At 63.2% G+C, this 16011-nt stretch carries 16 protein-coding genes; 8 read left to right on the forward strand and 8 right to left on the reverse strand.

The window, feature by feature from the left end:
• Positions 1-95: 95 nt before the first annotated feature.
• The 6 genes from AACQ95_RS02290 to AACQ95_RS02315 form a co-directional block, all read right to left on the reverse strand.
• On the reverse strand, positions 96-743 hold the full coding sequence (locus AACQ95_RS02290) for a LysE family translocator (RefSeq protein ID WP_241280486.1): 648 nt from the start codon (positions 741-743) through the stop codon (positions 96-98).
• Between the two features lie 104 nt (positions 744-847).
• Positions 848-1675, reverse strand: coding sequence for an AraC family transcriptional regulator (locus tag AACQ95_RS02295; RefSeq protein ID WP_241280487.1), 828 nt, complete (start codon positions 1673-1675; stop codon positions 848-850).
• A gap of 67 nt (positions 1676-1742) precedes the next feature.
• On the reverse strand, positions 1743-2645 hold the full coding sequence (rarD, locus tag AACQ95_RS02300; RefSeq protein WP_103472668.1) for an EamA family transporter RarD: 903 nt from the start codon (positions 2643-2645) through the stop codon (positions 1743-1745).
• A 125-nt stretch (positions 2646-2770) separates the two neighbouring features.
• Positions 2771-2920 carry a hypothetical protein gene (locus AACQ95_RS02305; RefSeq protein ID WP_165576249.1) on the reverse strand — a complete coding sequence of 50 codons (150 nt, stop codon included), beginning with the start codon at positions 2918-2920 and terminating at the stop codon, positions 2771-2773.
• A 149-nt stretch (positions 2921-3069) separates the two neighbouring features.
• Positions 3070-4566, reverse strand: coding sequence for an aldehyde dehydrogenase (locus tag AACQ95_RS02310; RefSeq protein ID WP_043554592.1), 1497 nt, complete (start codon positions 4564-4566; stop codon positions 3070-3072).
• 203 nt (positions 4567-4769) lie between these two features.
• Positions 4770-5312 carry a cupin domain-containing protein gene (locus tag AACQ95_RS02315; protein WP_043136526.1) on the reverse strand — a complete coding sequence of 181 codons (543 nt, stop codon included), beginning with the start codon at positions 5310-5312 and terminating at the stop codon, positions 4770-4772.
• 185 nt (positions 5313-5497) lie between these two features.
• Between AACQ95_RS02315 and AACQ95_RS02320 the strand changes: the two genes are divergently transcribed.
• From AACQ95_RS02320 to AACQ95_RS02345, 6 genes are all read left to right on the forward strand, one after another.
• Complete coding sequence (locus AACQ95_RS02320; RefSeq protein WP_098981051.1) at positions 5498-6829, forward strand: aspartate aminotransferase family protein; 1332 nt, start codon at positions 5498-5500, stop codon at positions 6827-6829.
• Between the two features lie 110 nt (positions 6830-6939).
• Positions 6940-8436 carry a CoA-acylating methylmalonate-semialdehyde dehydrogenase gene (locus tag AACQ95_RS02325; protein WP_103472671.1) on the forward strand — a complete coding sequence of 499 codons (1497 nt, stop codon included), beginning with the start codon at positions 6940-6942 and terminating at the stop codon, positions 8434-8436.
• Positions 8437-8519: 83 nt separating this feature from the next.
• Positions 8520-9275 (forward strand): glutamine amidotransferase-related protein, encoded by a 756-nt coding sequence (locus tag AACQ95_RS02330; protein WP_043136522.1) that lies wholly within the window; start codon positions 8520-8522, stop codon positions 9273-9275.
• A complete protein-coding gene (gene ald, locus AACQ95_RS02335) occupies positions 9272-10387 on the forward strand; it encodes an alanine dehydrogenase (protein WP_042866877.1) in 1116 nt (371 codons plus the stop codon). Before AACQ95_RS02330 ends, ald begins: the two co-directional genes overlap by 4 nt.
• Before the next feature lie 118 nt (positions 10388-10505).
• The gene (locus AACQ95_RS02340; protein ID WP_043136515.1) at positions 10506-11345 is read left to right on the forward strand and encodes a PfkB family carbohydrate kinase; all 840 of its coding nucleotides are present in this window, start codon (positions 10506-10508) and stop codon (positions 11343-11345) included.
• Positions 11346-11643: 298 nt separating this feature from the next.
• Positions 11644-12096: an Rrf2 family transcriptional regulator gene (locus AACQ95_RS02345; protein WP_011704258.1), complete on the forward strand. Its 453-nt coding sequence runs from the start codon at positions 11644-11646 to the stop codon at positions 12094-12096.
• A gap of 79 nt (positions 12097-12175) precedes the next feature.
• On the opposite strand, the gene AACQ95_RS02350 is transcribed toward AACQ95_RS02345, so the two are convergent.
• Positions 12176-12688, reverse strand: a complete 513-nt coding sequence (locus AACQ95_RS02350; protein ID WP_098981048.1) for a ferredoxin-type protein NapF — start codon at positions 12686-12688, stop codon at positions 12176-12178.
• 138 nt (positions 12689-12826) lie between these two features.
• On the opposite strand from AACQ95_RS02350, the gene AACQ95_RS02355 reads away from it, so the two are divergent.
• Together AACQ95_RS02355 and rmuC are read left to right on the forward strand one after the other, a co-directional pair.
• Positions 12827-13042 carry a hypothetical protein gene (locus tag AACQ95_RS02355; RefSeq protein WP_043136509.1) on the forward strand — a complete coding sequence of 72 codons (216 nt, stop codon included), beginning with the start codon at positions 12827-12829 and terminating at the stop codon, positions 13040-13042.
• Positions 13039-14379 carry a DNA recombination protein RmuC gene (gene rmuC / locus AACQ95_RS02360; RefSeq protein WP_241280488.1) on the forward strand — a complete coding sequence of 447 codons (1341 nt, stop codon included), beginning with the start codon at positions 13039-13041 and terminating at the stop codon, positions 14377-14379. The genes AACQ95_RS02355 and rmuC overlap by 4 nt, the downstream gene beginning before the upstream one ends.
• Positions 14380-14473: 94 nt before the next feature.
• Here the strand turns inward: rmuC and AACQ95_RS02365 are convergent, their stop codons facing one another.
• Positions 14474-15916, reverse strand: coding sequence for a TrkH family potassium uptake protein (locus AACQ95_RS02365; RefSeq protein ID WP_241280489.1), 1443 nt, complete (start codon positions 15914-15916; stop codon positions 14474-14476).
• Positions 15917-16011 lie beyond the last annotated feature (95 nt).

Raw genomic sequence — 16011 nt, forward strand, 5'->3', positions numbered from 1 at the left:
CGGTGTAAACCAGACTGTCATGCGGGCCTTTATCCGTGTGAACGCAAAGAGGGATGGCTCAGGCCATCCCTCTTTTTCATGGGGTCGGGAGGAGATCAGTGCGGGACCAGGGCATAGGCCTCGCCGGCCATGCCGGTCAGGATGGAGAGGCTGACGGCGCCGAACAGCAGACCCGTGACCAGATTGAGCGGGCGCTGGATCCGGCCAAGCAGGCGTTGGGCCCGCGGGGTGGAGAGGCTCCAGGCCAGTACGCCGAACCAGACCAGAGAGAGCAGGAACAGCTCCAGCACCAGCAGGCCGCGCGTCAGGCCGTCCACCTGCGGCGTCACCATGGCCGCCAGCAGTCCCATGAAGAACAGCAGCGCCTTGGGATTGAGCAGATTGGTGGCAAGCCCGCTCCATATCCCCTTGCGCCAGCCTTGCTGCTCACCGCCAGCCTTGAGTGCCAGTGTTGCCGAGCTGCGCCAGGCGGCCTTGAGCGCCCCCCAGCCGAGCCAGCCCAGATAGAGGGCGCCGACCACCTTCACCGCCATGAAGAGCCAGGGATGTTCGGCGATCAGCAGGCTGATGCCGGTCAGGCTGAGGGTGGCGTGCAGCAAGATGGCCAGTGCTATGCCGAGCGCAGCCCCCAGTGCCGTGGGCCTGTGCAGGCTGGTACGCAGGATCAGCGCGAAGTCCGGCCCCGGGCTCGCCAGGGCGATCAGATGGATGAGACCTATGGTCAGAAACAGGCTGGTGAACATGACAAAACCTCGATGACGGTATGAGGTGACAGCATGGGGGATCAGGGCGGGGAGGCGATTGTAAAAGATTGCAGCTGTTGATGGTCATCGGCCGGGCTGGCGTGTCATGGCCCCTGGCTAGCCGGGCTGGTAAAAGACTGCATCTGCTGGCGGTAATCGGCGGGGGTCAGCCCGAAGGCCTGCCGGAAACCGTGGTGGAAGTGGCTCTGATCGAAGAAGCCGACCGCCAGCGCCACCTCGCTCACCGGCAGGCCGCTGCCGAGCAGGCGCTTGCCCTGCTCCAGTCGCAGCCGCTTGAGCCAGGCGTAGGGGGTCATGCCGGTCTTCTTCTTGAACTGGCGCAGGAAGGCGAAGCGATCCAGCCCGAACAGGGCGGCCAGATCTTCCAGGCTGTGGCGCTCATCCAGCCGGGCCAGCAGATAGTCGCGCAGGTATCTGAGCTGGGGATCCGCCAGGGCGTGGCGCTCCGGCGCTATGTGCAGCAGCTCGCCGAGCAGACCCAGCAGCTGGCTCTCCGCCAGCAGGCCGTCCGCCTGGGGGGTGTCCAGATACATGTGCAGCCGGGCGAAGCCCTGATAGAGGTCGGGGCGGCTCTGCAAGCCCTTGTCGAAGAAGGGCTCGGGGCTGTCCGGCAGCCAGCGCGCCAGCTGCTCGGGGGCGATGGCGAACACCCGCACCTCGTACCCTTCCGGCAGCAGGCTGAGGCCGTCGTGCATCTCGTCCGGGTTGACGGTGGAGAGCTCGCCGCGCACCAGATTGTGGCTGCTGCCCTTGTGGATGAATTTCTGGCCGCCCTGCTGCACCAGACCTATGTGATAGTCCAGGTGAACGTGGCGGCCATAGCTGAACTCCCTGTGGTGGGAGTGGGAGAGTTCAACCCCCGGCAGCAGCCGGGATTGCCAGTAATGGATGCGGGATTGGGGAGCGCTCATCGACTATTGATAACCTGAAACCCGAATATTGGCTTGTAGATTATTGCAGTGCCGACGCGCCATGCCGTCAATCCTGACTGGCAGCCCGGCGCCGCTTGCCGCTGCGCAGCCCGTCCAGGCTGAACAGCACAAGCGCACTCCAGATGCAGCCGAAGGTGATCAGCTTGTCCAGCGCCAGCTCTTCCCCGTAGAGGGTGACCGCCAGTATGAACATCAGGCTGGGGCCTATGTACTGGAAGAAACCCAGGGTGGAGAGCTTGAGCCGGGTGGCGGCGGCGGTGAAGCAGAGCAGGGGCGCAGTGGTGACGGCACCGGCGGCGATCAGCAGCAGGTTGAGGTGCCAGTTATTTTCAGTGAGATGGCTGGTGGGACTGTCGGCGAATCCCCACAGGTAGATGGCCGCTGGCGGCAGCATGATCATGGTCTCGATCAGCAGGCCCGTGAGGGCATCGAGGGCCAGCTTCTTGCGGATCAGGCCGTAGATGGCAAAGCTGGAGGCCAGCACCAGGGCTATCCAGGGCAGGGAGCCGAAGGCGATGAGCTGGACGGCGACCCCGATCACCGCCAGTCCCACCGCCCACCACTGCAGGCGGCGCAGCTGCTCGCTCAGGAACAGCATGCCGAGCAGCACGTTGAACAGCGGATTGATGTAGTAGCCGAGGCTGGCATCCAGCATGTGACCGTTGTTGATGGCCCAGATGAACAGCAGCCAGTTGCCGCCGACCGTGATGGAGGTGAAGGCCAGGGTGAGCAGCACTTTTGGCTGGCGCAACACCGCCTGCACCTTGTGCCACTGACGGCCGATCAGGGTCAGCACCAGCAGCAGGACGCAGGACCAGATCATGCGGTGGGTCAGGATTTCGGCGGCCGGTACGGCCGAGATGGTCTTGAAGTAGATGGGGGCTAGACCCCAAAGGGTATAGGCGCACAAGGCATAGATGATGCCCTGACGCTGAGCTTGTTGCTGCATGTGGATAACCTTCACTGGAGAGTTGGATGCTGGAAAACATCGCAAAAAATCAGTGTAGCGATCCTTTTGGAGGGAAAGAAGTGAATAAATGGTGATCAGCGGATTTTAACGGCGGTTTGCTCTGCTCAGCGGCCCCCGCCGCGACGGATCTTCTCGACGTCCAGCAGCAACCACAGCATGAGTGCGATGGCAGAGATCCACGGACCCCAGGTCACATAGGCCTCACCTTGCCCCAGCATGTAGAACAGCAGCGGCAGTCCTATCACCAGAAACACTACACTTCCCAGAAAAAATAACATTTTTATCTTTATATTTAAGGGCTTGTCTATTTGATGATTATATCGATTGAGGCGGGCGATGAAAGGGTAAAAATGAAAAAGGGGGATTTCTCCCCCAATTCGCTAGATGAGCGTCATTTCTGATGCTATTCGAGCTGGATCCAGGTGCTTTTCAGCTCGGTGTACTTCTCCAGGGCGTGCAGCGACTTGTCGCGGCCGTTGCCGGACTGCTTGAAACCGCCGAACGGCATCGTCATGTCGCCGCCATCCCAGTTGTTGACGAACACGGTTCCGGCGCGCAGGGCGCGGGAGCCCTTGATCGCCTTGTTCAGATCCGCCGTCCAGAGCGCCGCGGCCAGACCGTAGTCGGTGTCGTTGCCGAGCGCTATGGCTTCTTCGAGCGTGTCGAAGCCGGTTACCGCCAGCACTGGGCCGAAGATCTCCTCGCGGAAGATGCGCATCTCGGGCGTCACCTCGTCAAAAATCGTGGGCTCGACATAGAAGCCGCCGCTCTCGATGTGGGTGCGCTTGCCCCCCAGCAGCAGCTTGGCCCCTTCCTGTTTGCCAATCTCGATATAGCGCAGCACCTGCTCCATCTGGACGCTATCGACCATGGCGCCGATGCGGGTGGCGGGATCGAGCGGGTTGGCGGAGATCCACTCGCGGGCATGGGCCAGCAGCCGTTCCATGAACTGCGGCTTGATGCTGTTTTGCACCAGCAGGCGGGAGGCAGCGGTACACACCTCGCCCTGGTTGTAGAAGATGGCGCCGGCGGCACTCTTGGCGGCGGCGTCCAGATCCGGCGCGTCCGCCAGTATGATGTTGGGGCTCTTGCCGCCACACTCCATAAAGGCGCGCTTGAGATTCGACTTGCCGGAGCACTCCACCAGATGTTTGCCGATCCGGGTGGAGCCGGTGAAGGTGATGCAATCCACGTCCATGTGCATGGCCAGTGCCTCGCCCACCGTGTGGCCAAAGCCCGGCAGCACGTTGAATACCCCATCCGGAATGCCCGCCTCTTTCGCGATCCCGGCGATGCGCAGGGCGGTGAGGGGGGATTTCTCGGAGGGCTTGAGGATGACGGAGTTGCCGGTGGCCAGCGCCGGGCCCAGCTTCCAGCAGGCCATCACCAGCGGGAAGTTCCAGGGCACTATGGCGGCGACCACCCCGAGCGCCTCGCGGGTCACCAGCGCCAGCGCGGACTCTTCCACCGGGGCGACCTGATCGTAGATCTTGTCGATGGCCTCGGCGTTCCAGGCGATGCAGTTGGCGGCGGCGGGGGCGTCATATCCCATGGCATCGCCGATGGGCTTGCCCATGTCCAGCGACTCCAGCAGCGCCAGCTCCACCTTGTTGAGGCGCATCAGCTCGGCGAAGCGTTGCATGATCAGCTTGCGCTGTTTCGGGGCCAGCCCGCTCCAGCGTTTGTCACTGAAGGCGGCGCGGGCGGCTTGCACCGCCAGCTCGGCATCGGCGGCATCGCAGGCGGCGACCTTGGTCAGCAGCTGGCCATTGGCCGGGTTGATGCAGTCGAAGGTGGCGCCATTGATGGCGTCCCGGTAGCTGCCGTCGATGAAGGCTTGCGAGGGCAGGGTCAGATGGGCGGCCTTGTGTTGCCACTGGGCCAGGGTCAGGTCACTCATGTTCACTCCTTGAACCGGCAAAGAATTGGTCTCCGCGTATCAATATGCTAAACATCTTGCCGCTTGTAAATCCATTCTGTAACAATTCATTAAACACTTGTCCCTTTATCCCCGGCAATGGCGGCCATCCTTGTCACTCGCCATGAGCGAGAAACCGGCCGGGGCAAGGCGCCAGCGATCGGCGTGAACGCCGTTGAATGGCCTTAGAAACTGGCCGGGGTGTTGGCGGAGATCAGCACGCACTCCTGCTCGCCCACGTTGCGAAAACGGTGCGGGGTACGGCTGTCGAAGTAGTAGCCATCACCCGCCGCCAGCTGGTGGATCTGCTCGCCGACTGTCACCTCGACCGTGCCCCGGATGATGATGCCGCACTCTTCTCCCTCGTGGCTCAGCATGTCGTCACCCGTGTCGGCACCCGGCGGCAGTATCTCCTGCATCATGCCGATGGCACGGTTGGCGCGGCTGTGGCCAACCAGCCGGTAGCTGATGGGATGGGTGCCGAGATCCGGCATGTCGCTGGCGCGGAAGATCACCTCGGTTCCCATCTCTGTCTCTTCGGTGAAGAAGCTGGCCAGGGACATGGGGATACCTTCCAGCACCTTGCGCAGTGAGGAGACCGAGGGGCTCACCTGATTTTTCTCGATCTGGGAGATAAAACCGTTGGTCACACCGGAGCGTTTCGCCAGCTCGCGCTGGGAGAGGGCCGCCTTGGTGCGAACCGCCTTGAGGCGGTGACCTATATCCATCAATAGACACTCCTTGACTGTTTACTATTATTAAAATTGTGTTAAATATCTTATACCACCCTGCTCATGTATCAGCTAGGGGTGGCACCAGATGGGGCGATAATGAGCCCCTTTTTAGGAATTCAGGTGTTTAATTTAATAGGCATAAGCCGATAGTTACTAAACACCTTAAGGATGAGGTGACCATGAAACCGATCAGCGACATCAATACGCCCTCCGACATGTCCGCCTTCTGGATGCCGTTTACCGCCAACCAGCAATTCAAGGCGGCGCCGCGCATCCTGAAGTCGGCAGAGGGGATGTATTATCACTCAGAGGATGGCCGCAAGATACTGGATGGCACAGCCGGGCTCTGGTGTTGCAACGCGGGCCATGGTCGCCGCGAGATAGCAGAGGCGGTCTCCCAGCAGATTTCCCACCTCGACTTTGCGCCGACGTTCCAGATGGGGCACCCCCTGCCGTTCGAGCTGGCCAACCGGCTGGTGGAGATAGCCCCCAAGGGGCTGGGCCATGTCTTCTATACCAACTCGGGCTCGGAAGCCGTGGACACGGCGCTCAAGATTGCGCTGGCCTGGCAGCGGGCGCGGGGCCAGGGCACCCGCACCCGGCTGATTGGTCGCGAGCGCGGCTATCACGGGGTTGGTTTCGGCGGCATCTCAGTGGGGGGGATTCCTGGCAACCGCAAGTGGTTCGGCTCCCTGCTGACCGGGGTGGATCATCTGCCCCACACCCTCAACATCGCCAAGCATGCCTTCACCAGGGGGCTGCCCGATGAAGATCTGACCCTGGCCGACGAGCTGGAGAAGATCGTCTTCCTGCACGATGCCAGCAACATAGCGGCCGTCATTGTCGAACCCATAGCCGGCAGTACGGGTGTCATCATGCCGCCCAAGGGCTATCTCAAGCGGCTGAGGGAGATCTGTACCAAACACGGCATTCTGCTGATCTTCGACGAGGTGATCACCGGCTTCGGTCGCCTCGGTTCCCCCTTCGCCGCCCAGGAGTTCGATGTCATGCCCGACATGATCACCTGTGCCAAGGGGCTCACCAACGGCGCCATCCCCATGGGGGCCGTGCTGGTGAGCAACGGCATCTATGACGACATGATGGCCGCCGGCAAGGGCGCCATCGAGCTGTTCCACGGCTACACCTACTCGGGTCACCCTGTGGCCGCCGCCGCCGCGCTGGCGACCCTCGAGATCTATCGCAACGAGAACCTGCTGACCCGCGCCGCCGATCTGGCGGGCTACTGGGAGGAGGCGGCCCATTCCCTCAAGGGCTGCAAGCATGTGAAGGACGTGCGCAACTACGGACTGGTGGCGGGCATAGAGCTCGAATCCCTGCCGGATGCGCCGGGCAAGCGTGCCTACGAGGTGTTCGTGCGCTGCTTCGAGAAGGGGGCCCTGATCCGGGTCACCGGCGACATCATAGCCCTGTCGCCGCCCCTCATCATGGAGCGCAGCCAGATAGACGATCTCTTCACCCTGCTGCAGGACGTGTTGCAGACACAGGCGTAGCCCCTTTTCACCTTGCATTGCATGGCGCCCCGGATTCGGGCGCCATCTCCCTGTGCCCGGCTCGCGCGAGACGGCGCAGGGAGAGACGGATTAACCATCACGGAGGATTTATGACATACAGGGTCAGCAACTTTATCAACGGCGAGACGACAGAGAGTCGCAGCGAGCGCTTCGGTGCCATCTTCAACCCGGCCACCGGCCAGCAGCAGGGCCAGGTGGTGCTCAGCACGGCCGCCGAATGCGGCGAGGCCATTGCCGTGGCGGAGCGCGCCTTCGCCGACTGGTCGCAGACCCCGCCGCTGGTGCGGGCCAGGGTGCTATTTCGCTTCAAGGAGCTGATGGAGCAGCACAGGGATGATCTGGCCCGGCTCATCAGCCGCGAGCACGGCAAGGTCTTCTCCGACGCCCAGGGGGAGCTGACCCGCGGGCTGGAGGTGGTGGAGTTTGCCTGCGGCATCCCCCACCTGCTCAAGGGGGAGCACTCCCTCAACGTGGGCCGCGGGGTGGACAGCCACTCCATGATGCAGCCGGTGGGGGTGTGCGCCGGCATCACGCCGTTCAACTTCCCGGCCATGGTGCCGCTCTGGATGTTCCCGGTGGCCATCGCCTGCGGCAACACCTTCATTCTCAAGCCGTCCGAGAAGGATCCGTCCCTCTCCCTGCGCATGGCCGAGCTGCTCAAGCAGGCCGGCCTGCCGGACGGTGTACTCAACGTGGTCAACGGCGACAAGGAGGTGGTGGACGTGCTGCTGACCGACCCGCGGGTCGGCGCCGTGTCGTTTGTCGGCTCCACCCCCATAGCCCAGTACATCTATGCCACCGCCTCGGCCCACGGCAAGCGGGTGCAGGCGCTGGGCGGGGCCAAGAACCACATGCTGGTGATGCCGGATGCGGATCTCGATCAGGCAATTTCCGCCCTGATGGGGGCGGCCTATGGCGCCGCCGGTGAGCGCTGCATGGCGATCTCGGTGGCCGTGGTGGTGGGGGATGAGACAGCCGATGCGCTGGTAGCCAAGCTTTCGCCACTGGTGGCGCAACTCAGGGTCGGGCCGGGTCTGGGTCAGAGCCCGGAGAACGAGATGGGGCCCCTGATCAGTCGCGAACATCTGGCCAAGGTGCGCGCTTACGTGGATCAGGGGGTGGCCGAGGGGGCCCAGTTGCGGGTCGATGGTCGCGGCGTGAGTCACGGGGAAGGTTACTTTATCGGTGGCAGCCTGTTCGACCGGGTGAGCCCCGAAATGCGCATCTACCGGGAGGAGATCTTCGGCCCCGTGCTGGCCATAGTGCGGGCCCCGGATTACGAGACGGCGCTCAGGCTCATCAACGAACACGAGTACGGCAACGGCACCGCCATCTTTACTTGCGACGGCGATACGGCGCGGGACTTCACCGCCAGGGTTCAGGTCGGTATGGTAGGGGTGAACGTTCCCATCCCGGTGCCCATGGCGTTTCACAGCTTCGGTGGCTGGAAGCGGTCCATCTTCGGGCCGCTCAACATGCACGGGCCGGATGGGGTGCGCTTCTACACCCGGATGAAGACGGTGACGGCGCGCTGGCCACAGAGCCTGCGCGCCGGCGCCGAGTTCTCCATGCCGACCATGAAGTGACGCGCAGGCACGCTGCCATGGCCTAACTTGTTGCCCCCGCAGGCCATAGCTCTGCGGGGGCAATCTCTGTAAAGGAGTTACAGATGCGACTGGGAATTCTCGATTGTGACCGGCTGGACCCCGATTTGGCGGGTGATTTCGGCCCCGTTTACTCCGAGATGTTTATCAAGGGCTTTCGGGCCCTGGCCCCCGAGCTGGAGTTTCGGGTCTGGTCGGCGCTCGATGGCGAGCTGCCGGACGACCTGCACGGGTGTGACGCCTGGCTCATCACGGGTTCGCGCCACGATGCCTACAGCGATCTGCCCTGGATCCAGGCGCTGCGAGGCTGGATCCGCCAGGCCCACGATGCCGACGTCAAGCTGGCCGGGGTCTGCTTCGGCCATCAGGTGATCGCCCAGGCGCTGGGGGGCGAGGTAGTGAAATCCACCAAGGGCTGGGGGCTCGGCGTCTCTGTTCATCCCATGCTGGCGACCGGAGCCTGGATGCAGCCCGGGCTGGACACCATCCGGATCCTGGCCAGTCACCAGGATCAGGTCGAGCAGCTGCCGCCGGGCGCGATCCGGCTGGCGGGCAACGATTTTTGTCCCAACTTCATGTTCTTGCAGGGGGATCACATAGTCGCCATTCAGGGACATCCGGAGTTTTCGGTGGAGTACAACCGGGCGCTGATCGAGCGGCGGCGGGACTTTCTGTCCGACGATCGCTATCAGCGCAGCCTCTCCTCGCTGGAGGGAGAGGTGGACTCGGCCACCATGATGCAGTGGCTGTTGCAATTTTTGGGCATACTGCCCGGTGGCGAAGGAGCGACCGGCGGGATCACAGCAGGAGAGCGAGCATGATTATTGGCGTACCCAAGGAAATCAAAAACCATGAATACCGGGTCGGCATGACTCCCGCCGGAGTGCAGGAGCTGGCGGCCCGGGGACACAAGGTCCTGGTGCAACAGCAGGGAGGCGAGGCGATCGGACTGTCCGATGCCGAGTACCAGGCGGCCGGGGCCGAGCTGGTGGCCAGCGCGGCGGAGATCTTCGCCCGGGCCGAGATGATAGTGAAGGTGAAGGAGCCCCAGCCGGAGGAGTGTGAACTGCTGCGCCCGGATCAGCTGTTGTTCACCTATCTGCACCTGGCGCCGGATCCGGTGCAGACCCAGCTGCTGGTGCACTCAGGGGCTGTGGCCATCGCCTACGAGACTGTGACTGACGAGCGCGGCGGTCTGCCGCTGCTGGCGCCCATGTCCGAGGTGGCGGGGCGGATGGCGATCCAGGCCGGGGCCCACAGCCTGGAGAAGGCGCAGGGGGGCAATGGCACCCTGCTCGGTGGCGTACCCGCGGTGGCGCCCGCCAAGGTGGTGGTGCTGGGGGGCGGCGTGGTTGGCGTCAACTCGGCGCGCATGGCGCTGGGACTGGGAGCCGATGTCACCATTCTGGATCGTTCCCTGCCGCGGCTGCGGGAGCTGGACAGCCTCTATGGCCCGGCCCTCAAGACGCTTTACTCCACTCGCACCAATATCGAGGCCTGCATCGCCCAGGCGGATCTGGTGATCGGCGCCGTGCTGATCCCGGGGGCGGCGGCACCCAGGCTGCTGACCCGCGACATGCTCAAGCTGATGCGCAAGGGCTCGGTGCTGGTGGACGTGGCCATCGATCAGGGCGGCTGTTTCGAGACCTCCCACCCGACCACCCACGAGGAACCCACCTATGTGGTGGACGGCATCATCCACTACTGCGTGGCCAACATGCCGGGCGGCGTGGCGCGTACCTCCACCTTCGCCCTGACCAATGCCACCCTGCCGTTCGTGCTGGCGCTGGCCGACAAGGGCTACGCCCAGGCGCTTAGGGATGACAAGCACCTGCGGGCCGGTCTCAACGTGTTCAAGGGCAAGATCACCCAGGCGGCGGTGGCCCAGGCGCTCGGCTACGAGTACGTCAGCGCCGAGTCCGTGCTGGGTTGACGCAGCAGCGTGAAGCTGGCCGGCAAACGTCGAGCGGGCTCACAAACCCCGCGATTTCAGGGAGGGCCGTCAGGGCCCTTTCTCATATACTGGGATCTCTTGTCAGTGAGGTCTCTTCATGTCCCGTATTCTGCTGCTCGCCAATCTCAACTGTGATCATGTGCTCTCCCTCTCCGAACCCCTGGTGGCCGGAGCCCGCCTGCAATACGTGGATCAGGGCCGCCGGCTGGGGGGCGGCGCCGCCAACACCGGCATAGGGCTGGTGTGGGCCGGCCACGAGGTGACAATAGCCTCCCGCATCGGGCTGGATGAGGCGGGCGACTGGCTGCTGGAGCAGGCGGCGAGCTATGGGCTGGACTGCTCCCACGTGGAGCGGTTCGGCGGCGAGACAGGCGAGCTGTTGATCCTGGTGGACTCCACCGGCGAGCGCACCATCCTCAGACGGCCGAGGCGCCCCGATCTGCCCGGCGACTTGCCGCTGGAGGGGGTGGACTGCCTCTACGTAAACTATCCCGGCACCGCCATCATCGGCTACATGCGCCAGATGCTCGGCAAGAGCTTCGTGGTGGCCCAGTATCCCAAGGGGGGGCAGGCGCGCCGCCCCTGCCACGTGCTGGTGGCCTCCCGCTCCGATCTCGGCGAGGTGAGCGACCCCTGGCAGCATGCCCGCCAGCTGGCGGGAGAGCAGCTGGAGTGGCTGGTATTGACCGAAGGCAAGGCGGGAGCCGTGGCCATTCATGGCGAGGAGCAGATCCGGGTGGCGGCGCGGCCCGTGTCCGTGGTGGACACCACGGGGGCGGGGGATGCCTTCGCCGGCGGCCTCATTCACGGGCTGGCCCGCGGCATGGCGATCCAGGATGCCCTGCAGTGCGCGGTGGATTGGGGCGCCTTCGCGGTCGCCTCCGAGAGCTCGATTCCCTCCAGCGCCTTGAAAAACTGGCTCAGGCAGCCTCACTGAATCCTGAAAAACGGTTTCGTATGGTGCAGGTGAATCCACTCGGGTATTTGGGGAAGACAGGCGAATTTAGCCGCCAAAAACACCCCAAACCTTGGACTAAGCCTGCAAGTTTGCGATCAATCAAAGAAAGTGTCGATTTATGTGCATCTTCATCGACACCCGCCTGAGCTGCTCTTAACCTTGTCACTCCACGACTCAGATTAAGATGCGTACTCCGTGCAAGCGCAAGCGCGGCCCCGCCTCTTAGCTTTAGGTTGTCGTCCTGATTTCTGGCTTGTAGTAAGAGGCAAGTGCGACCATGCAACTGACACGATTTACCGACTATGCCCTGCGTACCCTGACTTTTTTGGCGGTTCAGCCGGGAGATCGCCTGTCGACCATCACTGAGGTGGCCGATACCTTTGCCATCTCCCGCAACCACGTGGTCAAGATAGTGCACCAACTCGGCATCAAGGGGTACATAGAGACGGTGCGTGGCAAGCATGGCGGCATCCGCCTCGGCCGCTCCGCCGTCTCCATCAACCTGCGCGATGTGGTGATGGACATGGAACACGTGCTCTGCCCGGTGGATTGCAAGCGCGAGAACTGTCGTCTCTCCGGTGGCTGCCGCATCCAGGGCATACTGCGCCGCGCCATGAACGCCTTCCTCGAGGTGCTGGGGGAATACACCCTGGCCGATGCGGTGCGCGATCCGACCCGGCTCTGCCACCTGCTCGGCATCGAACAGGATTCCATCCTGGCCATGGCATAAACGCCGCGCCGGACATGACAAAGGGGCCCACGGGCCCCTTTTTGCTTTCTGGTATTTGAGACTAGGGTGGCGGCCCGGGTCAGAGCTGGGGGATCAGGGTGATGGCGCCATGGAAGCAGGCGAGGCCGCAGGCACCGCAGCCATCGCACGCCGCCATGTTGACGCTGACGCCGTCGGCGGTGGCCTTGATCGCCTGCTGGGGGCAGGCATCTTCACACAGCAGGCAGTAGAAGCCCTGCTTGGCCTGACAGCTCGCCTCTATCTGCACCCGGGTCTGCACCTGTCGCCCCCACTGCAGGTCGAGGGCGCCGGTCGGGCAGGCCCTGGCGCAGCTGCCGCAGTAGCTGCACTGGCCGCAGGCGAGATCCAGCACTGGGGTGCCGGCGATGGCGGTCCCCTCGTATTCGGGCTGGCTTGCCGGTTTGAGCAGGCCGTTGGGACAGGCCTTGAAGCATTCACCGCAGCGGGTGCAGAGGGAGAGGTACTGGGACTCTTCGATGGCCCAGGGCGGGCGTGCCTCGTGACAAACCACGTCCGGTTTGCGGGAGCCCCCCAATGCGTGCGTCAGCCATCGACAGAAAAAATGAGTCATGCTCACCCCTGATACCTATTAGGGGTTAATTTTATCCAAGTTTCGGCTGGCAAGCCAGAGAATAGCGCCGGCCAGGATCGCAAGCCGGGTTGCCCTTGTGTAAGCTAGGCGAGTCTTTTTGCGGGATTGAATGAACTCATGTGGTTATTTCTGTGGCGTGCGTCGCTGTTGTATATCTTCCCCCTGCTGATGTGGGGCTACTGCCGCATCAAGGATATAGAGTTCGCCGAGCTCGATACCGGGGTTAACAGTCACAAGTGGGTGGTGTTGGCCGCCTACCTCCTCTATGTGGTGATCTGGCTGTTGCTCAACCGCTACCTCGAGCTCTTCCTGCGTCAGCGGAGCCGCAAATGATCGAGCCAGGGCTCTGGGGGAGCTTGTTGCCTGCCGCCGTGCTGGCTCTCGGGCTTGGCTGGCTGTTCGGGCGTCGGGCCGCCACGGCGCAGGCTCAGGAGCTGATGCTGGCACAAGAGCGCCATCAGGCGCTGCAGGATCGCTTCGACGAGTTGCAGGACGAGCGGATGCAGGGCCAGCAGAAGCTGGATCAGCAGCAGACTCTGCTGATCAAGCTCACTGCCCGCCTCAAGGATGCCGAAGCCACCCTGCGCAGCGAGCGGCTGGCCGCCGCCGAGAAGCTGCAACTGCAGCAGGAGGCGGAGCAGCGTCTCAGCCAGCAGTTTGAAAACCTCGCCAACCGTATCTTCGAACAAAATTCCGGCAACTTCCGCGAACTGAACCAGAACAGCCTGGATCTGCTGCTGACTCCGCTCAAAGAGCAGCTCGAGGGCTTTCGTCGTCAGGTGGGAGAGACCCATGCCCAGGAGACGGCCCAGCGCCACAGCCTCAAGTTCGAGCTGGAGCGTCTGGCCGAGCTCAATGCCCGCATGACCGAAGAGGCGGCGGCCCTGACCCGCGCCCTCAAGGGGGACAGCAAGCAGCAGGGCAACTGGGGTGAGGTGGTGCTGGCGCGGATCCTCAGCGAATGCGGCCTGCGCGAGGGCCACGAGTACCATACCCAGGTCAATATCGAGGTGGACAGGGGCAAGCGCTACCAGCCCGACGTCATAGTCCACCTGCCCCAGGAAAAAGACATCATCATAGACGCCAAGGTGTCGCTGACCGCCTACGAACGCTGGTACAACTCGGACGACGAGCTGGGCAAGGCGGTGGCGCTCAAGGAGCACGTCGCCTCGGTGCGCAACCACATCCGCGAGCTGGGTCGCAAGGATTACCAGCAGTTGCCTGGGGTGCGCACCCTGGACTATGTGCTGATGTTCGTGGCGGTGGAACCCGCCTTCCTGACCGCGGTGGAGGCCGATCCCTCCCTGGTGCGCTACGGCCTCGACAACAACATACTGCTGGTGAGCCCCACCAACCTGATGGTGGCGCTGCGCACCATAGAGAACCTGTGGCGCTATGAGCGGCAGAACCAGAATGCCCGCCAGATCGCCGAGCGGGCCGGTCGCCTCTACGAGAAGCTGCGGTTGTTCGTGGAGGAGATGCAGCAGATGGGGGGCAGCCTGCACAAGGCGCAGGAGAGCTACGACAAGGCGATGGGGAGGCTGGTCAACGGCCGTGGCAACCTGATCGCCCAGGCCGAGCGCTTCCGCGAGCTGGGGGTCGAGGTGACCAAGACGTTGCCCGAGCCGCTGGTCAACCGCGCGCTGGAGCGGGAAGAGTCCGCCGAGTGAGGTGGATGGTCATGCACGGCATGAGAGGAAGAAGGGCAGCCATTGGCTGCCCTTCTTGTTTTCGTTTGTCGGCGGACTCCGGAGTGCAACTTGATCACTGCTTCCAGAAGGAGGGGAAAAAGAGCACGGCCACTGTCAGGATCTCGAGCCGCCCCAGCAGCATGCCGAAGGACAGTATCCACTTGGCCGAGTCCGGCAGGGTGGCGAAGTTGGTACTGGGTCCTATGACGGGGCCCATGCCGGGACCCACGTTGGCCACGGCGGTGATGGAGCCCGAGATGGCGGTCAGGGGATCCAGCCCGATGGCGGCGAGCAGGGCGGCGATCAGCAGTATGACGGCGAAGTAGGCCAGCACGAACGAGATCATGGAGCGGATGATGGCGTCGTTGACCGGACGACCGTTGTACTTCTGCGGGAAGACGGCGGAGGGGTGCATCAGCTGGCGCATCTGTTTCTTGAACAGGGTGAATGCCACCTGTACCCGGAAGATCTTGAGCCCGCCGGCGGTGGAGCCGGAACAGGCGCCCAGTGCCAGCAAGATGATGAAGATGATGCTGGTGAGCGGCCCCCAGGTGCCGAAATCGCCGAGGCCGAAGCCTGTGGTGGTGAGCACTGAGACTATGTTGAAGCTGCTGATGCGCAAGGCATCCATGAAGCCGTAGATGTCCCTTATCCACAGATAGAAGGTGACGACGACGGTGACCCAGATCACCAGCCAGAAGAAGCCCTGCACCTGGGCATCCTTGAGCAGGCTGTTGTCACGGCGGGAGAGGGCTTGCACATAGAGCAGGAAGGGCAGGCCGCCGAGGAACATGAAGAGGGTGCCGATCCAGTGCGCCGAGTTGGAGAAGTGGGACATGGATTGATCCGAGGTGGAGTAGCCGCCGGTGCTGAGGGTGGTCATCGAGTGGTTGACCGCCTCGAACAGCGTCATGCCGCTCACCCAGTAGGCGAGGAAGCAGAGCATGGAGAGCACCAGATAGACCACCACTATGTTGTTGGCCACCGTCTTGGCGCGCGGCGCGCTCTTGTCCGACCAATCCGAGCTCTCGGTCTGGAACAGCTTCATGCCGCCCACGTTGAGGTAGGGCAGCACGGCCACCGCCATCACGATGAAACCCACACCCCCCAGCCACTGCAGTATGGAGCGCCACAGCAGGATGCTGTGGGCCATGCCGTCGAGCCCCGACAGCACTGTGGAGCCGGTGGTGGTGACCCCTGACATGGTCTCGAAGTAGGCATCGGTGAAGTCGATGTGGTTGATGAAGAAGAAGGGCAGGGCGCCGAAGATGCAGGCCACCACCCAGACCGAGGTAGTGAGCAGGAACATCTCCCGCACGCCGAGGTGGAACACCGCCTTGCGGCCGTAATGGAGACAGAGCAGGGCCGCGCCGTGGGTGATCAGCACGGATTTCAAGAACTCGACGAACCCCTCGGAGCCGGTGAGCAGGGCCAGCAGGGTGGGCAGCCACATGAACAGGGCCAGCTTGGAGAGCACCAGCCCTAGGGTGAAGATGATGGGACGCAGCTTGATCATGCAAGATAACCTGGTCGTTGATTGACAAAAGACCCGGACAATCCCTGGTAGGGGCTGTGCCGGGTCTGGTTTGCGCTGCCTGGGTGCATGGGCAG

It is taken from the genome of Aeromonas sp. MR19 (genome assembly GCF_963899305.1).
Lineage (GTDB): Bacteria > Pseudomonadota > Gammaproteobacteria > Enterobacterales > Aeromonadaceae > Aeromonas > Aeromonas bestiarum.

Bases quoted from the DNA above. Each gene is read 5' to 3' on its own strand.
- AACQ95_RS02290 (WP_241280486.1), bottom strand. From the start codon at position 743: ATGTTCACCAGCCTGTTTCTGACCATAGGTCTCATCCATCTGATCGCC.
- AACQ95_RS02295 (WP_241280487.1), bottom strand. From the start codon at position 1,675: ATGAGCGCTCCCCAATCCCGCATCCATTACTGGCAATCCCGGCTGCTG.
- rarD (WP_103472668.1), bottom strand. From the start codon at position 2,645: ATGCAGCAACAAGCTCAGCGTCAGGGCATCATCTATGCCTTGTGCGCC.
- AACQ95_RS02310 (WP_043554592.1), bottom strand. From the start codon at position 4,566: ATGAGTGACCTGACCCTGGCCCAGTGGCAACACAAGGCCGCCCATCTG.
- AACQ95_RS02315 (WP_043136526.1), bottom strand. From the start codon at position 5,312: ATGGATATAGGTCACCGCCTCAAGGCGGTTCGCACCAAGGCGGCCCTC.
- AACQ95_RS02320 (WP_098981051.1), top strand. From the start codon at position 5,498: ATGAAACCGATCAGCGACATCAATACGCCCTCCGACATGTCCGCCTTC.
- AACQ95_RS02325 (WP_103472671.1), top strand. From the start codon at position 6,940: ATGACATACAGGGTCAGCAACTTTATCAACGGCGAGACGACAGAGAGT.
- AACQ95_RS02330 (WP_043136522.1), top strand. From the start codon at position 8,520: ATGCGACTGGGAATTCTCGATTGTGACCGGCTGGACCCCGATTTGGCG.
- ald (WP_042866877.1), top strand. From the start codon at position 9,272: ATGATTATTGGCGTACCCAAGGAAATCAAAAACCATGAATACCGGGTC.
- AACQ95_RS02340 (WP_043136515.1), top strand. From the start codon at position 10,506: ATGTCCCGTATTCTGCTGCTCGCCAATCTCAACTGTGATCATGTGCTC.
- AACQ95_RS02345 (WP_011704258.1), top strand. From the start codon at position 11,644: ATGCAACTGACACGATTTACCGACTATGCCCTGCGTACCCTGACTTTT.
- AACQ95_RS02350 (WP_098981048.1), bottom strand. From the start codon at position 12,688: ATGACTCATTTTTTCTGTCGATGGCTGACGCACGCATTGGGGGGCTCC.
- AACQ95_RS02355 (WP_043136509.1), top strand. From the start codon at position 12,827: ATGTGGTTATTTCTGTGGCGTGCGTCGCTGTTGTATATCTTCCCCCTG.
- rmuC (WP_241280488.1), top strand. From the start codon at position 13,039: ATGATCGAGCCAGGGCTCTGGGGGAGCTTGTTGCCTGCCGCCGTGCTG.
- AACQ95_RS02365 (WP_241280489.1), bottom strand. From the start codon at position 15,916: ATGATCAAGCTGCGTCCCATCATCTTCACCCTAGGGCTGGTGCTCTCC.